The sequence below is a fragment of the Microbacterium sp. MEC084 genome, assembly GCF_004514465.2.
GTDB lineage: Bacteria > Actinomycetota > Actinomycetes > Actinomycetales > Microbacteriaceae > Microbacterium.
Window position 1 is genome coordinate 1 of the sequence record NZ_MYFP02000020.1, and the last position, 16,804, is coordinate 16,804.

The following is a 16,804-nucleotide window of genomic DNA, read 5'->3' on the forward strand; positions in this document are numbered from 1 at the left end:
CATGATCGCCGCCGAGCGCGAGCTCGTCGCCAGCGCCACCGGGCTCATCGACGGGATGCCGCCCACGTTCGCGCAGCTGAAGGTGCAGGCGGACACGTGGGCCGCGTACCTCGACCAGGACGGCCCCGCCCCGGACGCGGAGAAGGCATCCCGGCGGCGCGGGTTCACGATCGGGAAGGAACGCGACGGCCTGTTCCCCGCACGCGGAGACCTCACCCCCGAAGGCGCCGCGGTGCTCCAGCGGATCCTGGACGCGGGCGGCAACCCCGCCGTCCGCTTCACCGACAGCTACCGAGATAAGGGCGAGGGCGAGCCGTGGACCGACGACGAACCCGTCGACGACCCCCGCACCCCCGCCCAGAAACGCCACGACGTGCTCGTCGCCGCCCTCCACGCCGCCACCCGCTCCCTCGAGACCCCCACCCTCGGCGGCGACGCCCCCACCCTCCTCGTGCACGTCGCCCTCGAAGACCTCCAGTCCCCCACCGGCGTCGCCACCATCGACGGCATCGACGTGCCCGCCCCCGCCGACCTCGCCCACCGCATCGCCTGCACCGGCGCGGTGCAGAAAGTCGTGTTCGACCGCAACGGACGCATCGTCCGCCTCGGCACCAAAGAACGCCTGTTCAACCACCACCAGCGCAAAGCCATCACCGCCCGCGACGGCGGCTGCATCATCCCCGGATGCACCATCCCCGCCGCCTGGTGCGAGATCCACCACGTCCAAGACCACGCCAAAGGCGGCCCCACCCACACCGACAACGGGGTCCTCCTCTGCTGGTGGCACCACCACAACCTCGAACGCTCCGGATGGGACATCCGGATGCGCAACGGCGTTCCCGAGGTGAAGGCCCCGCCCTGGATCGACAGCCGCGGCACCCACCGGCCCGCACCCTGCGCCCTCACACGCCGCAGAGCACGCGGCAGAGCACGACCACCCCTGGTGGCCCGGACCTGAGTCCGAGCCCGACAGCCTCAGCGCACGCGCTGACCCTCCAGAACGCCCGCGTGCGCGGGGTTGTCGGCGAACCAGTCCGCCACGTACCAGCACACCGGCAGCACGGTGCGGTCGCCTGCACGCTCGATCTCCTCGACGGCGCGCTCGGTGATCACGGCGGCGTACCCGTGGCCGCGGTAGGTCGGGATGGTGAACGCCCGCGTGAGCGCGATCGTCCGGCCGTTGTCGCGGTAGTCGAGCACGCTCACCAGCTCGTCGCCCCGCCGCAACTCATAGCGGGAGGCGCTCTTGTCGTTCGTGAACGTCAACTCAGTCACGCCCACAGGCTACGTCCGTCCACAGGCACCGGGATCGCGCCCCGCTGACCTTCTGGTGTGGACGGCGCCCCACGAGGCTCGCGCCGTCCCTAACGTCGGCCGCATGCCGACCCGGATGATCCTCATCGCCACCGTTCTCGCTCTCGCCGCCCCGGCCCTGGCCGGCTGCGTCCACACCCCGAGCGAGGAGGAGCGTCTCTTCGCGGCCTACGTCGCCGCGCGCGACGACTTCCTCGCACAGCGCAATGCCGCGGAGGCGTCCGTGGTGCTCGCGGGGATCACCACCCCCGAGCAGCGGTTCATCCTCGTCGACCGCATCGTGGGGCTCCTCGACAGCGGCTTCGTCCAGTCGGGTCGGCAGCGTCTGGTGGGCTTCCGCATGGTCGACGCCGCGGGCAACGAGATCGAGACGTTCGCCGGCACGAGCATCCCCGCCACGGCCGTCGCCGAGGCGTGCCTCGACCGGTCGGACGTGACCATGACCCACCCGGACGGCACGGTCGAGCACCCGCAGCGCGACCTCGAGCCCCAGGAGGTCGTCTACCAGGAGATCGACGGAGAGCTCCTGATCGCCGAGGTCAACGACGCCGGCCCCCACGTCTGCGCGAGGTGAGCTCAGGGCTCACCGCGCCCGAGCCTCGACGGCCACCAGATCGCCCGCCCGATGTCGGTCGCAAGGGCGGGCACGAGGAGCGACCGCACGACGAACGTGTCGAGCAGCACGCCGAACGCCACGATGAACGCGATCTGCACCAGGAACAGCACCGGGATCACCGACAGGGCCGTGAACGTCGCCGCGAGCACGAGTCCCGCCGACGTGATGATCCCGCCCGTCAGCCGAAGCCCGCGCTGCACTCCCTCGCGCGTGCCGTGCACGAGCGACTCCTCGCGCACACGCGACATCAGGAAGATGTTGTAGTCGATCCCCAGCGCCACGAGGAACACGAACCCGAACAGCGGCACCGCGGGATCCGCACCGGGCATCCGCAGCACGTGCTGGAACACCACGCCCGCGACGCCCATCGCCGTGCCGAACGACAGCACGGTCGTCGCCACGAGCAGCACGGGCGCGAGCACCGACCTGAGCAGCAGCATCAGGATGACCAGGATCACCGCGAGCACGAGCGGCACGATCAGGGTGCGGTCCCGGATCGACGCGTCGTTCGTGTCCACGTCGGTCGCCGTGACACCACCCACGAGGGCGTCGGGCACGGCGTTCGCGAACGAGGCGCGGAGCGAGCGCACCGTGTCCTCCGCGGCGGCGGAGTCCGCGGCATCCGCCAGCGTGGCCTGCAGCAGCACCCGGCCGTCGGCCACCACGGGCTCCGGGGCCGGGGTGCCCGGCGGGCCGAACGCCTGGATGCCGTCCTCCGTGACGGGCGCGGTCCTGCCGGCCCGGTCGATGACGACCGAGACCTCCTCCACGCCGTCCTCGGCGAGCAGCACCTCGGCCGCGTCCTGCAGCTCGTCCTCCGGCGCGATCACCGACGCCGGGCTGCCGGATCCCGCCGGGAAGTGCTCGCCCAGCACCCGCTGACCGTCGCGCGCCTCCGAGGCGCCGAGCACGAGCTCAGACTGCGGCACGCCCGAGGCCTGCAGCTGCGTCACGCCCACGCATCCGATCGCGAGCACGGCGGCCGTCACGATCCAGATCGTCCGCGGCCGCCGGGCGATCCATCCGCCCACCCTCGCCCACAGCCCGCCGCCCTCCCCCGGCTCCGGCGCCCGCGGGTCGTAGGCCGGGCGGCGCGGCCAGAACGCGGCGCGGCCCAACGCCAGCAGCACGGCGGGCAGCAGCGTGAGCGCCGCCAGCACGGCGAACGCGATGCCGATCGCGGCCACGGGGCCGAGCGCGCTGTTGGAGCGCAGATCGCTCAGCAGCAGGCACAGCAGCCCCGCGATCACGGTGCCACCCGACGCGACGATCGGCTCGAGCGATCCCCGCAGCGCGCGCAGGGTCGCGGTCCATTTCCGCGGCGTGCGCACGAGCTCGTCGCGGTACCGCGCCACGTAGAGAAGCGCGTAGTCGGTCGCGGCGCCGATCACGAGGATGAACAGGATGCCCTGCGTCTGCCCGCTCAGCAGCAGCACGCCCGCCTTCGCGAGCCACCACACCACCAGCAGCGCGACGCACAGCGCGAACATGCTCGTGGTCAGCACGGCCAGCGGCAGCAGGATCGACCGGTAGACGATCACGAGGATCACCAGCACCGCAGCGAGCGCGACCCCGAGCAGCAGCCCGTCGATGCCGGCGAACGCGCCGACCAGATCGCTCGTGAAGCCCGCCGGTCCGGTCACGTACAGCTCGACGCCGTCCGGCAGGTCCTCGGCGAGCGCCCCCCGGAGCTCGGCTGTCGCGTCGCCCAGGTCGGCCGCGCCGTCGAGCGGCACGAAAGCCTGCACCGCCTCGCCGTCCTCGGACGGCAGGGCGGGCGACGGCTCGCCGCCGACCACGTCGAGGCGGGCGGCCGCGTCCAGCCGCTCCTGGATGGCGGCCACGTCATCCGGGGTCAGCTCGCGATCCGCGGCGAACACGACCACGGCGGGGATGGCGTCGCCCTCGGTGAAGCCCTCGAGCCGCTCCTGGACCTCGGTGGCCTCCGCGGTCTCGGGCAGGTAGGCCGTGCGGTCGTTCGACGACACCTCGTCGACGCGTCCGAAGTACGGCCCGCCCACGGCGGCCGCCGCCAGCCACACCAGGATCAGCACGGCGGGCAGTGCGACGCGGAGCCGGCGCGGCACGCGGGCGGCCGCGCCCTCCCCGCGCGCGGCTGCGGCCCGTCGCGATCGGCGGGGATGCTCGTCCATGCGTGTCTCCAGTGGTCAGACGGCGCGCTCCCACGGCGCGACGTCGCCGGGGACCACGAAGAACAGCGGATGGGGATCGGGCGCGTCCGCGAGCGCACGCGCGTGCGCGTCGGGCGAACGGACCGCGAGCTTGGCGATCAGGTGCCGCCACTCGAGCTCGAGCTGGCCCGACGTCACGGCGATCCGTTCGACCGGCCCGTCCGGAACCCGCGCGATGCGGGACGCGTCGAAGCGGTATCCGCGGCGCGCGGCCTCGTCGCGCACGCCGTCGAGGTAGGCGCCGATCGCGGCGACCGGATCCGCGGTGGCGCGGAAGCGCTCGAGCTGCGGGTGCGCCGTGTAGCCGCGCGTGCGGCCGAGCAGCACGGCCTGGGCGAGCAGCGCCTCGCGCCAACACGCCGTGAGCCCCTGACGGTCGAGCAGCCGGGGATGAAGCGACCAGAGCCTCACGGCAGCTCCCCGTCGAAAGGGGAGGGGGTCAGGTCGCGGCGCACCCCTCCAGCCTGCGCGAGAGAGGGCCCGCGTGGCGACCTCTTGACGGCATCCGTCCGACGTGTCGCAAGCCCCGACGATCCGCGTCGTCTCCGAGATGTGCGCCCCGATGGCACGCCCGGGTTGTCACATTGCGTTACGCAAGCCGTCACAGGCCGAAACGGTTTGACATGTCGCGACACGCCCGGTCACAATCGGAGCATGTCTGTCAACGCACACCTTCTGTCCGCCTCGGAGGCGAACGGGACTGCCGGGATCATGATGCCCGGTCGCGTTGGCATGTGCTGTCGAATGTGCCGCTGAGTCGACAACCTCTCCTCGCTGCACCAGGCTCGCCCGCCGCACAACCGCGGCCGCGATGCCGAGTGTCCGGATCATCCGGATCCTCACCCGCCGATAGGTGCCACCCGCACCGCCGGCACCGGCCAGACGTCATCTGAGCACGAACGGCCGACCGACGCACACCCGCACCACCGGTGCACCCCCGAAGGACTTCCCCCGATGTCGAACATCACCGCCCTCGCCGATCGCTCGAACTCCGCCGCGCCGCGCCCCGGTCACCTGCGCCCCCTGCCGCCGCTCGCGCCGGCGCAGCCGGCCCCCGAGGCCAAGTCCACTGCCGCACCCCGCGGCTTCGCCCTCTATGTCGGCCTGGACGAGCTGAAGGCCGCCGCCGACGGCGTCAGCCTGCCCGCCGTGGTCGAGGCCCTGCGCCGCACGCTCGCCGAGCTCGCGCCGAGCGCCGAGACCTACGCCGCCGTCGCCCTCGCGCCGCAGCAGGCCGGCGGCCGCGACGTCGACGTCGTGCGCCTCGCCCTCCACGAGCCCGGCGCCGTCGCCCGCACCAAGGCGCAGGCCGAGGAGCAGGAGGAGGCCGCCCGCGGCGTCGTGGTCGACATCTCCCGCAAGCGGGTCATCATCGACGGCGAGACCGCCGCTCTGACGTTCAAGGAGTTCGAGCTGCTGCAGTACCTCGTCCTCCGCGAGGGCCGCACGATCGAGCGCGCCGAGCTCGTCAGCTCGCTCTGGGACGCGAACGACGCGGACGCCCCCGGCGAGCGCACCATCGACGTGCACGTCCGTCGCCTGCGCTCCAAGCTCGGCGCCTTCCAGGACATCGTCCGCACCGTGCGCGGCGTGGGCTACCGCTTCGACCGCCACGCGGACGTCGCCGTGCGCTACGGCACCGGCGCTCCCTCGCCCGACCGCTTCTGAGGTCGCGGGCGGCTTCGGGACGTTTCGACTCCGCTTCGCTCCGCTCAACGACCGGGCAGTTTCGGCCGCCGGCGGCTTCAGGACGTTTCGACTCCGCTTCGCTCCGCTCAACGACCACAAGGGGGCGGCCCACTGATGAGACGGATGTCGGAGCGACCGCGTAGCGTGGCGGCATGATCTCCACGGCCGTGACGCGCACGCGCGATCCGCGGCCGGATCCGGGGCCGCGGCTGGAGACCGTGTACCGGCCCCGGGGTGCGCTGAGCCTGGGCGCCACCGTCGGGGTGTTCCAGCGGGGTCCGGGCGACCCGGCGCAGACCCGCGACGGCGCCGTGCTCTGGCGGGCGACCCGCACTCCCCTCGGCGTGGCGACCGTGGCGCTGCGCCAGCAGGCCGACGGTGCGGTCCGCGCCGCGGCGTGGGGCCCCGGACGCGAATGGGCCATCGCGCAGGTGCCCGCACTCTGCGGCGCCGAGGACGACCCCACCGGCTTCGACCCGTCGCGGCATCCGCTGATCGCGGACTCCCACCACCGCCACCCGGGCCTGCGTCTCGGCCGCTCCGACCTCGTCTTCGACGCGCTCGTGCAGTCGATCACCGAGCAGAAGGTCACCGCGATCCAGGCCTTCGCCGCCTGGCGCCGCCTCGTGACCTGGTTCGGCGAGCGCGCCCCCGGCCCCGCGCCGAAGCCGATGTTCGCTCCCCCGTCGATCGACGGATGGCGGCGCATCCCGTCGTGGGCGTGGCACCGCGCGGGCCTCGAGCCGCCGCAGAGCCGCACGATCGTCCAGGCCGCCCGCCGCGGCGCCTCGCTGGTCGCCGCGGTCGAGCGCGCGACCGACGGCCCCGCGCGCGACGCCGTGCTGACCTCCCTGCCCGGCATCGGCCCCTGGACCGCCGCCGAGACCCGCATCCGCGCCCTCGGCGATCCGGATGCCGTCAGCGTCGGCGACTTCCACCTGGCGCACCAGGTCGGCTACGCCCTCACGGGCCGCCGCGTCGAGGACGACGGGATGCTCGAGCTGCTCGCCCCGTGGGCGGGCCAGCGTCAGCGCGCAATCCGGCTCATCCTCGCGTCGGGCGTGAGCGAGCCCCGGCGCGCGCCCCGCCTGCACCCCATGGACCACCGCGACCGCTGATCGCCTGCCGCGTAGCCTGGACGGCATGTGGCTCCTCCTGCGCACCGCGGGGATCCTGATCGCGGGCGCGATCATCGGGTCGACCTACCTCGGCAGCGTGTGGCTCGGCCTGCTGCTGGGGCTCCTGCTGTCGCTCGGGCTGTTCATGGCGTTCGAGGCGCGCAAGGGCGGCGGCCCCGGCCACGACGAGGACGACGACGGCGCACGGCTCTAGGCCGCAGGGTGCTTGGACCGTTTCGACTCGGTCGCTGGCGCTCCCTCGCTCAACGAGCACCAGGGGAAATCCGGCTCAGTAGTAGACGGCGAGCGGGCCGTGCGGGCCGTCCACCACCTGCACGGGGGTGTCGAACACGCGGGTCAGCACCTCGTCCGTGAAGATCGCGTCGGGCGTTCCGAACTCCACGACCTTCCCGTCCTTCACGGCGCAGATGTGGTCGGCGTAGTGCCCCGCGAAGTTGATGTCGTGCAGCACGATCACGATCGTGCGCCCGAGCTCGGCCGCGGCCCGGCGCAGGTGCTGCATCATCTGCACCGAGTGGCGCATGTCGAGGTTGTTGAGCGGCTCGTCGAGCAGCACATAATCGGTGTCCTGCGCGAGCACCATCGCCACATAGGCGCGCTGCCGCTGCCCGCCCGACAGCTCGTCGAGGTACCGGCCCTCGAGCGCGGTCAGATCAAGGAAGTCGATCGCACGGCTCACGATCTCCTCGTCGGCCCGCGTCAGCCGGCCCTTGGAGTACGGGAACCGCCCGAAGCCGACGAGCTGCCGCACGGTCAGCCGGGTGATGAAGTGGTTCTCCTGGCGCAGGATCGACACGATCCTCGCGAGATCCTTGGACGCCGTCCGGGCCACGTCGTAGCCGGCGATCTCGATCGCGCCCGCGTCGATCCCGAGCAGGCGGCCGATCATGGTCAGCAGCGTCGACTTGCCGGCCCCGTTCGGGCCGACGAGCGCCGTGATGCCCCCGGCGGGGATCTGCAGATCCACCGGCCCGATGGCGACCTCGTCGCCGTAGCTCTTGCGCACCTCGCGCAGCGTGATCACAGGCGGCCCTTTCGCAACAGGAAGATGAGGAACACGGTGCCGCCGACCAGCTCGATGACGATCGAGACGACGCCCTGCGCGTAGAACACGTGCTTCATCACGAAGTACGCGCCCGTCAGCACGACGAATCCGGTCAGCACCGCGACCGGCAGCACGAGCCGGTGATCGAACGTGTCCGCCAGCTGGTACGACAGCGTCGCGACCAGGAAGCCGAGGAACGTCAGCGGCCCGATGAGCGCGGTCGACACCGCCATGAGCACCGACACCAGCAGCAGGATGAGGATCAGCTCGCGCCGGTGGTTCAGGCCGAGCCCCATCGCGGCGTCGCGCCCGAGCGCCATCGCGTTCAGGGTGCGGGCGCGCAGGAGCAGCAGCGTCGCCGCCACCGCGACGAGCGGGATCGCGAGCGGGAAGTAGCCCGCGTCGGCGTTGGCCATCGAACCGAACAGCCGCGCCGACAGCACGTCGAACTCGCTCGGCGTGAGCAGGCGCTGCATGAACGCGGACACGGATCCGAGCCCGCCGCCGATCACGATGCCGATCAGGAGCATGACCTGCAGGTTCGCGTAGCGTCCCGACAGCAGCCACGTGTACAGCGCGAGGGCGAGCCCGACCATGAGCGCGATCTGCAGCGCGAACTGCCCGAGCCCCTGGATCGAGACCAGCCCGGCCACGCCGAGAAAGTACACGGCCGAGGTCTGCACCGCCACGTACAGCGCCTCGAACCCCATGATCGAGGGCGTGATGATGCGATTGTTCGTCACGGTCTGGAAGCTCACGGTCGCGACCGCCTGGCACACCGCGACGATCGCCATGGTCACCAGCGCCGTGCCGCGCAGCTGCGCGATCTTCCAGAACCCGTCGGATCCGACCGGCATGGGGTTGTCCCAGGCCAGCAGCCCGAACGCGAACACGGCCGCGAGCAGGATGAGCGAGCCCAGCACGATCGCGTAGCGGCGGCGCGCCCGCGGCGTGGGCAGCGCCCCGGAGTGGCGCGACGCGAGAGCCGGCGCGACGGCGGTCATCGTGTCAGCCACGGCGGCGCCCCCTCAGCAGCAGGACGACGAACACGACCGCCCCGACGACGCCCAGGATGAGCGACACAGGCACCTCGAACGGCATGATGATCGTCCGGCCGATCAGGTCGCACACCGTGACGATCGCGATCCCGAGCAGGCACACCCACGGCAGGTTGCTGCGCAGGTCGTCGCCCCGGATCATCGACACCACGTTGGGCACGATCAGCCCGAGGAACGGCAGACTGCCCACCACGACCGTGACCACGCCCGTCGCGACCGCGATCAGGCCCGTGCCGATCAGGATCATCCGGTCGTAGTCCAGCCCGACGCTCGTGGCGACCTCCTCGCCGAGGCCGGCGAGGGTGAACCGATCCGCCGCGATGAACACCGCGACGACCACGGCGAGGACCACCCACAGCACCTCGTACTGCCCCCGCAGCACCGAGGTGAAGCTGCCCGCGAACCACACGCCGAGGTTCTGCAGCATGTTCGTCTGCAGCGCCAGGAACGTCGACGCGGCCCCGACGACCGAGCCCAGCATGATGCCGACGATCGGCACGATCAGCGACGACCGCAGCGACACCCGGCGCAGGAACAGGAAGAAGACCATGGTCCCGGCGAACGCAGCGATCACGGCCCCGATCATCCGGGGCACGATGCCGGCGGTCGGCGCGACGATCATGACCGCGAGCAGGCCGAGGCCCGCCCATTCGGTCGTGCCGGTCGTGGTCGGCTCGACGAAGCGATTCTGCGTGAGCAGCTGCATCACGAGCCCCGACATCGCCATGGCGGCGCCCGCGAGCACGAGCGCGACCGTGCGCGGGACGCGCGTGATCTGGAACATCTCGCCGCCGTCTTCGGCGCCCACGACGTCGTAGACGCCCGTGAACAGCGACAGGACGAGCAGCCCGGCCACGACGAGCACCCCGACCGCCAGCCAGGGGTCGAGCAGGGGAGAGCGGGGCCGCGGCCCCGCTCCCGTCACTGCCGTCACTTGCCCTCGAACGCGTCCGCGAGCGCGTCGAAGAACTCCGTGTAGGTCTGGATGCCCTCGTTCGTGTAGGTGTCGGCGGGCATGTAGAGGATGTTGCCCTCCTTGACCGCGGTCACGTCGGCGAGCGCCTCGGAGTTCTCCAGGATGTCCGCGGCGGGCTCGTACGCCGGGTCGTCCGCGGCGACGGCCGCGTCGCGGTCCATCACGAGGATCCAGTCGGGGTTCGAGTCCGCGATCGCCTCGACCGAGATGTCGTCGCCCTGGTGGTCGTCGCTCGCGCCCTCGACCTCGAGCGCGGGGGTCAGGCCCAGGATGTCGAACACGGGGCCGAGCGTGCGGCCCAGCCCGGGGGCGATGTAGCCGATCTCGCCGCCCGAGGTGGTGACCGCCATCACGGTCTGGTCGGCGTCGTACGCCGCGGCCGCGCGCTCGATCGCGGCCTCGAGGTCGGCGACGAGCTGCGCGGCCTCGTCCTGCTTGCCGAAGATCTCGCCCAGCACGGTGGTCTGGCGCGCGAGCTCGGCGTCGAGCGGCTCGCCCTCGCGCGGGTCGAGCTCGAGCACCGTGGCGTCGGGGGCGAGCGCGACGAAGTCGTCGTGGAACTGGGCGAAGCGCTGCCCGTTGATGATCAGGTCGGGCTCGACCGCCACGACGGCCTCGAGGTCGGGCTCGCGGTGCGTGCCGAGGTCGATGATCGACGCGTCGTCCTTGTACGCGACGGTCGACGGCATGAGCGAGACCGCGGCGGCCGTGAGCTCCACACCCCAGTCCGCGAGAGTCTCGAACGTCCGGTTGTCGGTCGCGACGACCGACGTGGGAGGCAGCTCGATCGTGTGCGTGCCGGTGTTGTCCTCGACCTCGACCGAGGTGGCCTCGGCCGCGGTGCTCGGCTCGACCTCGGCCTCGGCGGCGGGCGCGGCGCAGCCGGCGAGGGCGACGGCGGACGCCGCGAACATCGACAGCGCGGCGACCGGACGGGTCACGGACGGACGGGGCACGGACATGGCGGGGCTCCTGTTCCAGAGCGCGGTATCAGCCGCGGTCTTCTCGGTGCGGGGATCGGCGGGGCCGCGGGGCGCGGATCGCGTCCCGGTCCGGACAGGACCGTCCGTCCCGCCGTTGGGTAGGCTAACCTAACTTCCATGACCTCGTCGACCGCCGATGCCCCGCTCGCCTTCACGCTGGAGCGGCAGGGACTCGACCTGCGATTCCGCTTCGCCCGCCTCGTCGCGCGCGAGTGGCTCGCGGCCGACTACGTGCGCATCCGGCTCGAGGGCGAGGACCTCGCGGGCTTCGGCACGCCGGGTCACGATGACCACATCCGCATGTTCTTCGCGCAGGGCCCGGCCGACACGGTCGAGCAGATGCGGGCCTTCCCCAGCCGCGAGTTCACGCCGCTGGCCTGGGGCGCGAACGGGGACGGCACCGGATGGCTCGACCTCGAGTTCGCGGTGCACGGCGAGGAGGGCGTGGCCGGACCGTGGGCCGCGGGCGCTCCCCTGGGCTCGCTCGCCGGCGTCGGCGGCCCGCGCGGCTCGCTGTCGATCTCCGGAGCACCCGACGGCTGGATCCTGGCGGGCGACGAGACCGCCGTGCCGCAGATCCGCCGCTACGCGGCCCTGATCCCGGACGGCGCTCCCGCGACGATCCTCGTCGAGGTCGCCGACGCCGAGCACGAGATGCCGATCGACGCGCCCGTCGCGGTCGAGTACGTCCACCGCGGCGACGCTCCGGCGAGCTCGGCGCTCGCCGCGCGGCTCGACGCGATCACCGCCGCGGAGCGCCCGGCCGGCGACGTGTTCGGCTTCGTCGCCGCCGAGCAGGCGATCGTCAAGCCCGCCCGCGCGCTGCTGGTCGACCGCTGGGCGCTCGCGCCCGACGGGATCGTTGTGAAGGGCTACTGGAAGCGCGGCGAGGACGGCGCGCACCACCACGCGCCACACTAGAAGCCAGGCTCCCCCACTGCTCTGGAGGCATCATGACCGCGAAGAAGACCGTGTCCCCGCCCGCCAAGCTCGCGCTCGGGATCGTGGGACTGCTCCAGATCGCGCTCGCGCTCGCGGCGTTCTCGGACCTGTGGGCGCGCCGCGACAGCGAGATCCGGATGACCAAGCCCGCGTGGATCCCGATCATCCTGATCAACTGGATCGGCCCGCTCGCGTACTTCATCAGCGGCGTCAAGCGCTGAGGCGCTGAGCCCCGCCGGCGGCTTCGACCGTTTCGACTCCGCTTCGCTCCGCTCAACGACCGGCGACGAACCCCGGTCGTTGAGCGGAGCGAGCGCCAGCGAGCGGAGTCGAAACGCCTGAAACCTCGCCGGACGTGTGAGGCTGGGGGCATGCGCATCGCAGTCACGGGGTCGTCGGGCAAGCTCGGGTCGGTCGTCGCGCGGGAGCTCCGCGCCGCCGGCCACCACGTCATCGGGATGGATCGGGTCGGCACGCGCGACCGCGACTTCGTCCAGGTCGACCTGACCGACTACGGCCAGGTCGTCGACGCGCTCACGGCCGTGGGCGACACGCACGACGGCATCGACGCGCTCGTGCACCTCGCGGCCATCCCGGCGCCCGGGCTCGCGCCCGACGTGGCGACGTTCCACAACAACATGGCCACCACGTTCAACGTGTTCTGGGCCGCGACCCGGATCGGGATCGACCGGATCGTGTACGCGTCGAGCGAGACCGTGCTGGGCCTGCCGTTCGACGTGCCGCCGCCGTACATCCCGGTCGACGAGGAGTACCCGGCCCGGCCCGAATCGGTCTACTCGCTCGTGAAGCACCTCGAGGAGCAGCTCGCGATCGAGCTCGCGCGCTGGAACCCGACCCTGTCGATCACGGCGCTGCGCTTCTCGAACGTGATGTGGCCCGAGGACTACGCGCGCTTCCCGTACGACGCAGACCCGCGCGAGCGCAAGTGGAACCTGTGGGGCTACATCGACGCGCGTGACGGCGCGCACGCGGTCGAGCGCGCGCTCGAGGTCGCCCCTCCGGGCTTCGACCGGTTCATCATCGCCGCCGCCGACACCGTGACCACGCGGCCGAACGCCGAGCTGGTCGCCGAGGTGTTCCCGGATGTGCCGCTGAAGGGCGACCTCGGCGAGCACGACACCATGCTGTCGATCGACAAGGCCCGGCGCCTGCTCGGCTACGCGCCGAAGCACAGCTGGCGCGACGCCGAGACCGCCCTCGAGTAGTCCCCGCGCGGACCCGCGACTAGGCTGTCCTCCCGTGCCCGCACCCTCCGGCGCGCGGCCCGGCCGCGAACGAGGAGAGATCCATGAGCCTGTTCCGCACGAAGTCGATCGAGCAGAGCATCGCCGACACGGAGGAGCCCGAGCACCAGCTCAAGAAGAACCTGGGCGTCTTCGACCTCATCCTGTTCGGCATCGGCGTCTGCGTCGGCGCCGGCATCTTCGTGCTGACGGGTCACGCGGCCGCGACGAACGCAGGCCCCGCGATCGCCATCTCGTTCCTGATCGCGGGCGTCGCGTGCGCGCTCGCGGCGCTCTGCTACGCCGAGTTCGCGTCGACCGTGCCCGTCGCGGGCAGCGCCTACACGTTCACGTACGCGACCCTCGGCGAGCTGCTCGCGTGGATCATCGGCTGGGATCTCGTCCTGGAGTTCACGGTCGGCGCCGCGGCGCTCGCGACGTCGTTCAGCCAGTACCTCGCGGTCGTGCTCGACGGCACGTGGTTCGAGATCCCCGCGGCGATCGCGACGGTCGAGGACGGCTTCGTGAACCTGCCGGCCGGCCTCCTCATCCTCGGCCTGACCGCCGTGACGGTCGGCGGCATCAAGCTCTCGAGCCGGATCAACCAGATCGTCACGGGCCTGAAGGTGCTCGTGGTGCTCGCGGTCGTGGTCGTCGGCGCGTTCCTCGTGAAGATCTCGAACTGGGTGCCGTTCGTCCCGCCGGCCGAGGCTCCGGCCGGAGCGGACGGCGGCGACGTCTTCCACCTGCCGATCGTGCAGGGCATCTTCGGCCTCGAGCCGAGCGTGTACGGCATCGGCGGCGTGTTCGCCGCGGCGGCCATGGTGTTCTTCGCGTTCATCGGCTTCGACGTCGTCGCCACGACGGCCGAGGAGACGCGCAACCCGCAGCGCGACCTGCCGCGCGGCATCCTGGGCGCGCTCGCGATCGTGACGGTGCTGTACATGGCCGTGTCGCTCGTCATCACGGGCATGCAGAACTACCGCGACATCGACCCCGAGGACGGCGCCCCGCTCGCGACCGCGTTCGACGCCGCGGGCCTGCCGATCATGGGCGACCTGATCGCGATCGGCGCGTGCATCGGCCTGATCGTGGTGTCGATGATCCTGCTCATGGGCCAGACCCGCGTGGCGTTCGCGATGGCGCGCGACGGCCTGCTGCCCGTGAGCCTGTCGAAGACCCACCCGCGGTTCCGCACGCCGTACCGGATCACGATCATCACCGGCGTGGTCGTGGCGATCCTGGCGGCGTTCGTGCCGCTGTCGACGCTCGCCGAGCTGGTGAACATCGGCACGCTCGCGGCCTTCGTGCTGGTCTCGATCGGCGTGATCGTGCTGCGCCGCACGCGCCCCGACCTGCCCCGCGCGTTCCGCGTGCCGTGGGTGCCGGTACTGCCGATCATCTCGGCGGTGATCTGCTTCTACCTGATGCTGAACCTGACGCTCGACACGTGGATCCGGTTCGTGGTGTGGCTCGCGATCGGCGTGGTCGTGTACTTCGTGTACTCGCGCCGGCACAGCCGCCTGGGCGAGCGCGAGCGCCTGAGCGCGGGCGTCAGCCGCGGCGCGTGATCGCCATCCGGCCCTCGGGGTCGAGCCGCGCCAGCACCGCGGCGGTGATCTCGCGCAGCTGAGCGCGCTGCTCGGGAGTGAGCGCATCCAGGATCATGGCGCGCACGTTCTCGACGTGCCCGGGCGTCGCCCCGACCACCTTGCGGCGCCCCTCCGCGGTGATCACGACGTCGGTCGCGCGCGCGTCGTCGGCGGCGCGCTCGCGCCGCACGTAGCCGCGCTTCTCGAGCCGCGTGATCACGTGCGAGAGGCGCGGCAGGGTCGCGTTCGTGTGCGACGCGAGCTCGGCCATCCGCATCCGGTGCGCGGGCTCCAGCGCGAGCACCGAGAGCGCGAAGTAGTCGAAGTGAGTGAGCCCCTCGTCGGCCAGGAGCTGGGCGTCGAGCTGCCGCGGCATGAGCTCGAGCATGGCCGCGACGGGCGCCCACGTGTCCCGCTCCTCAGAGGTGAACGACCGGCCTCTTCCCATGCCCGGATCCTACGGGAATAGTTGTAGCCACAACCGGGTTGGGCTCATTACTTGTAGGTACAAGCATCACGAAGGAGAACGGCAATGACGGACATCACCATCATCGGCACCGGCAACATGGGTCAGGCGATCGCGGGCGTGCTCGCCCGGGGCGGCGCCTCCATCCAGCAGCTCGGCCACGGCGACACCGCCGCGGTGACCGGCGACATCGTCATCCTGGCCGTGCCCTACGGCGCGCTGGCCGAGATCGCGCAGACGCGCGGCGCCGAGCTCGAGGGCCGCACGGTGGTCGACATCACGAACCCCGTGGACTTCGAGACCTTCGACTCGCTCGTCGTGCCCGCCGACTCCTCGGCCGCCGCCGAGCTGCAGAAGCAGCTGCCGGGCGCGAAGGTCCTGAAGGCCTTCAACACGACCTTCGCCGGCACGCTGAACTCGGGCCAGGTCGGCGCGCAGCCGACCACGGTGCTCGTCGCGGGCGACGACGCCGAGGCCAAGGCCCGGCTGATCTCTGCCATCGAGGCCGGCTCGCTCGCCGCCGTCGACGCCGGCTCGCTGGCGCGCGCCCGCGAGCTCGAGGCCCTCGGGTTCCTGCAGCTCACGCTCGCCGCGCGCGAGCAGATCGCCTGGACCGCCGGGTTCGCGCTGGTCCGGTGAGGATGACCGACCGGCTCGCCGCCGACACCGCGATGGGGGCGGTCACGCTGCGCGTGGCCGCTCTCGACGCGATGATCCGCTACTACACGCAGGCCGTGCCGCTGACGGTCCTGCGGCACGACGGCCCCCGCGCGGTGCTCGGGCGCGGCGGCACGCCGGTGCTGGTGCTCGAGCACGCGCCCGAGCTGCGCCACGCCGGCCCCCGCGAGGCGGGTCTGTTCCACACCGCGATCCTGTTCGAGACCCAGGAGGCCCTCGCCGCCGCGGTCCACTCGGTCTCGCGCCACGCCCCGGGCACGTTCACGGGCAGCTCGGACCACCTCGTGAGCCGGGCGTTCTACTTCACCGACCCCGAGGGCAACGGCGTCGAGCTGTACTGGGACCGCGACCGGTCGCTGTGGAGCTGGACCCACGGCCGCGTCGAGATGGACACGCTGTACCTGGACCCGAACGCCTTCCTGCGCGAGCACCTCACCGACGCCGCGATCGAGGATCCGGTGATCGGCGGTGCGCGCGTGGGTCACGTGCACCTGAGCGTCGGCGACGTCGCGACCGCACGCGAGTTCTACGTCGACCGGCTCGGGTTCGACACCACGTCGACGCTCGGCGACTCAGCGCTGTTCGTCAGCGCGGGCGGCTACCACCACCACATGGCGATGAACACGTGGCGCAGCCGCGGGGCCGGCCGGCGCCGGATGACCCTCGGCCTGGGACTCGTCGACATCGCCGTCCCGACGGCGGACGACCTCGGCGCGCTGGACGATCGGCTGCGGCACTTCGGCGTGCCGACCGCGCACGACGGACGGATGCTGTCGTTCGACGACCCGTGGGGCAACGCCGTTCGCGTGCTGCCTCCGGACGCCGCCGCCGACGCACCGCCCGCCGCCGCCCGCTGACCGGACACGCCGC

19 protein-coding genes are annotated in these 16,804 nt (G+C 72.1%); 11 read left to right on the forward strand and 8 right to left on the reverse strand.

Annotation, left to right across the window (positions count from 1 at the left end; genetic code table 11):
- Nucleotides 1-958 (forward strand): HNH endonuclease signature motif containing protein (locus B5M43_RS12855; RefSeq protein WP_230668095.1); only part of this gene is annotated, 958 nt, incomplete at its 5' end.
- Between the two features lie 17 nt (nt 959-975).
- On the opposite strand, the gene B5M43_RS12860 is transcribed toward B5M43_RS12855, so the two are convergent.
- Nucleotides 976-1,275: a GNAT family N-acetyltransferase gene (locus B5M43_RS12860; protein WP_055988848.1), complete on the reverse strand. Its 300-nt coding sequence runs from the start codon at nt 1,273-1,275 to the stop codon at nt 976-978.
- 103 nt (nt 1,276-1,378) lie between these two features.
- Here B5M43_RS12860 and B5M43_RS12865 point away from each other — a divergent pair, with 103 nt between their 5' ends.
- Entirely contained in the window at nt 1,379-1,888 is a 510-nt protein-coding gene (locus B5M43_RS12865) for a hypothetical protein (protein WP_134745450.1), read from the forward strand.
- 2 nt (nt 1,889-1,890) lie between these two features.
- Here B5M43_RS12865 and B5M43_RS12870 read toward each other — a convergent pair whose 3' ends face one another.
- Together B5M43_RS12870 and B5M43_RS12875 are read right to left on the reverse strand one after the other, a co-directional pair.
- Nucleotides 1,891-4,083, reverse strand: a complete 2,193-nt coding sequence (locus tag B5M43_RS12870) for an MMPL family transporter (protein WP_230668098.1) — start codon at nt 4,081-4,083, stop codon at nt 1,891-1,893.
- 15 nt (nt 4,084-4,098) lie between these two features.
- Nucleotides 4,099-4,533: a pyrimidine dimer DNA glycosylase/endonuclease V gene (locus B5M43_RS12875; RefSeq protein ID WP_055988850.1), complete on the reverse strand. Its 435-nt coding sequence runs from the start codon at nt 4,531-4,533 to the stop codon at nt 4,099-4,101.
- A gap of 543 nt (nt 4,534-5,076) precedes the next feature.
- Between B5M43_RS12875 and B5M43_RS12880 the strand changes: the two genes are divergently transcribed.
- From B5M43_RS12880 to B5M43_RS12890, 3 genes are all read left to right on the forward strand, one after another.
- Entirely contained in the window at nt 5,077-5,790 is a 714-nt protein-coding gene (locus tag B5M43_RS12880) for a winged helix-turn-helix domain-containing protein (RefSeq protein ID WP_134747168.1), read from the forward strand.
- A 173-nt stretch (nt 5,791-5,963) separates the two neighbouring features.
- Nucleotides 5,964-6,929, forward strand: coding sequence for a DNA-3-methyladenine glycosylase (locus tag B5M43_RS12885; RefSeq protein WP_134747170.1), 966 nt, complete (start codon nt 5,964-5,966; stop codon nt 6,927-6,929).
- Nucleotides 6,930-6,954: 25 nt separating this feature from the next.
- Nucleotides 6,955-7,143 (forward strand): hypothetical protein, encoded by a 189-nt coding sequence (locus tag B5M43_RS12890; protein WP_055988851.1) that lies wholly within the window; start codon nt 6,955-6,957, stop codon nt 7,141-7,143.
- A gap of 75 nt (nt 7,144-7,218) precedes the next feature.
- On the opposite strand, the gene B5M43_RS12895 is transcribed toward B5M43_RS12890, so the two are convergent.
- The 4 genes from B5M43_RS12895 to B5M43_RS12910 are packed head-to-tail and all read right to left on the reverse strand — an operon-like array spanning nt 7,219 to nt 10,991.
- Nucleotides 7,219-7,974: an ABC transporter ATP-binding protein gene (locus tag B5M43_RS12895; RefSeq protein WP_134747172.1), complete on the reverse strand. Its 756-nt coding sequence runs from the start codon at nt 7,972-7,974 to the stop codon at nt 7,219-7,221.
- On the reverse strand, nt 7,971-8,999 hold the full coding sequence (locus B5M43_RS12900) for an iron chelate uptake ABC transporter family permease subunit (RefSeq protein WP_134747176.1): 1,029 nt from the start codon (nt 8,997-8,999) through the stop codon (nt 7,971-7,973). Before B5M43_RS12900 ends, B5M43_RS12895 begins: the two co-directional genes overlap by 4 nt.
- 4 nt (nt 9,000-9,003) lie before the next feature.
- Nucleotides 9,004-9,978: an iron chelate uptake ABC transporter family permease subunit gene (locus tag B5M43_RS12905; RefSeq protein ID WP_374198170.1), complete on the reverse strand. Its 975-nt coding sequence runs from the start codon at nt 9,976-9,978 to the stop codon at nt 9,004-9,006.
- A 5-nt stretch (nt 9,979-9,983) separates the two neighbouring features.
- On the reverse strand, nt 9,984-10,991 hold the full coding sequence (locus tag B5M43_RS12910) for a siderophore ABC transporter substrate-binding protein (protein WP_134747174.1): 1,008 nt from the start codon (nt 10,989-10,991) through the stop codon (nt 9,984-9,986).
- A 138-nt stretch (nt 10,992-11,129) separates the two neighbouring features.
- On the opposite strand from B5M43_RS12910, the gene B5M43_RS12915 reads away from it, so the two are divergent.
- From B5M43_RS12915 to B5M43_RS12930, 4 genes are all read left to right on the forward strand, one after another.
- Nucleotides 11,130-11,933, forward strand: a complete 804-nt coding sequence (locus B5M43_RS12915) for a siderophore-interacting protein (RefSeq protein WP_230668101.1) — start codon at nt 11,130-11,132, stop codon at nt 11,931-11,933.
- A gap of 32 nt (nt 11,934-11,965) precedes the next feature.
- Nucleotides 11,966-12,175, forward strand: coding sequence for a PLDc N-terminal domain-containing protein (locus tag B5M43_RS12920; RefSeq protein ID WP_134747009.1), 210 nt, complete (start codon nt 11,966-11,968; stop codon nt 12,173-12,175).
- A 150-nt stretch (nt 12,176-12,325) separates the two neighbouring features.
- Entirely contained in the window at nt 12,326-13,180 is an 855-nt protein-coding gene (locus B5M43_RS12925; protein ID WP_134747011.1) for an NAD(P)-dependent oxidoreductase, read from the forward strand.
- An 83-nt stretch (nt 13,181-13,263) separates the two neighbouring features.
- Nucleotides 13,264-14,769 (forward strand): amino acid permease, encoded by a 1,506-nt coding sequence (locus B5M43_RS12930; protein WP_134747013.1) that lies wholly within the window; start codon nt 13,264-13,266, stop codon nt 14,767-14,769.
- Here the strand turns inward: B5M43_RS12930 and B5M43_RS12935 are convergent.
- Complete coding sequence (locus B5M43_RS12935) at nt 14,753-15,238, reverse strand: MarR family winged helix-turn-helix transcriptional regulator (protein WP_134747015.1); 486 nt, start codon at nt 15,236-15,238, stop codon at nt 14,753-14,755. The genes B5M43_RS12930 and B5M43_RS12935 overlap by 17 nt on opposite strands.
- Before the next feature lie 84 nt (nt 15,239-15,322).
- Here B5M43_RS12935 and B5M43_RS12940 point away from each other — a divergent pair, with 84 nt between their 5' ends.
- Nucleotides 15,323-15,895, forward strand: coding sequence for an NADPH-dependent F420 reductase (locus B5M43_RS12940; RefSeq protein ID WP_134747016.1), 573 nt, complete (start codon nt 15,323-15,325; stop codon nt 15,893-15,895).
- A 2-nt stretch (nt 15,896-15,897) separates the two neighbouring features.
- Nucleotides 15,898-16,791: a VOC family protein gene (locus tag B5M43_RS12945; protein ID WP_134747018.1), complete on the forward strand. Its 894-nt coding sequence runs from the start codon at nt 15,898-15,900 to the stop codon at nt 16,789-16,791.
- Nucleotides 16,792-16,804: the final 13 nt, after the last annotated feature.

Bases quoted from the DNA above. Each gene is read 5' to 3' on its own strand.
- B5M43_RS12865 (WP_134745450.1), top strand. From the start codon at position 1,379: ATGCCGACCCGGATGATCCTCATCGCCACCGTTCTCGCTCTCGCCGCC.
- B5M43_RS12870 (WP_230668098.1), bottom strand. From the start codon at position 4,083: ATGGACGAGCATCCCCGCCGATCGCGACGGGCCGCAGCCGCGCGCGGG.
- B5M43_RS12880 (WP_134747168.1), top strand. From the start codon at position 5,077: ATGTCGAACATCACCGCCCTCGCCGATCGCTCGAACTCCGCCGCGCCG.
- B5M43_RS12885 (WP_134747170.1), top strand. From the start codon at position 5,964: ATGATCTCCACGGCCGTGACGCGCACGCGCGATCCGCGGCCGGATCCG.
- B5M43_RS12890 (WP_055988851.1), top strand. From the start codon at position 6,955: ATGTGGCTCCTCCTGCGCACCGCGGGGATCCTGATCGCGGGCGCGATC.
- B5M43_RS12900 (WP_134747176.1), bottom strand. From the start codon at position 8,999: ATGACCGCCGTCGCGCCGGCTCTCGCGTCGCGCCACTCCGGGGCGCTG.
- B5M43_RS12910 (WP_134747174.1), bottom strand. From the start codon at position 10,991: ATGTCCGTGCCCCGTCCGTCCGTGACCCGTCCGGTCGCCGCGCTGTCG.
- B5M43_RS12915 (WP_230668101.1), top strand. From the start codon at position 11,130: ATGACCTCGTCGACCGCCGATGCCCCGCTCGCCTTCACGCTGGAGCGG.
- B5M43_RS12920 (WP_134747009.1), top strand. From the start codon at position 11,966: ATGACCGCGAAGAAGACCGTGTCCCCGCCCGCCAAGCTCGCGCTCGGG.
- B5M43_RS12925 (WP_134747011.1), top strand. From the start codon at position 12,326: ATGCGCATCGCAGTCACGGGGTCGTCGGGCAAGCTCGGGTCGGTCGTC.
- B5M43_RS12930 (WP_134747013.1), top strand. From the start codon at position 13,264: ATGAGCCTGTTCCGCACGAAGTCGATCGAGCAGAGCATCGCCGACACG.
- B5M43_RS12935 (WP_134747015.1), bottom strand. From the start codon at position 15,238: ATGGGAAGAGGCCGGTCGTTCACCTCTGAGGAGCGGGACACGTGGGCG.
- B5M43_RS12940 (WP_134747016.1), top strand. From the start codon at position 15,323: ATGACGGACATCACCATCATCGGCACCGGCAACATGGGTCAGGCGATC.
- B5M43_RS12945 (WP_134747018.1), top strand. From the start codon at position 15,898: ATGACCGACCGGCTCGCCGCCGACACCGCGATGGGGGCGGTCACGCTG.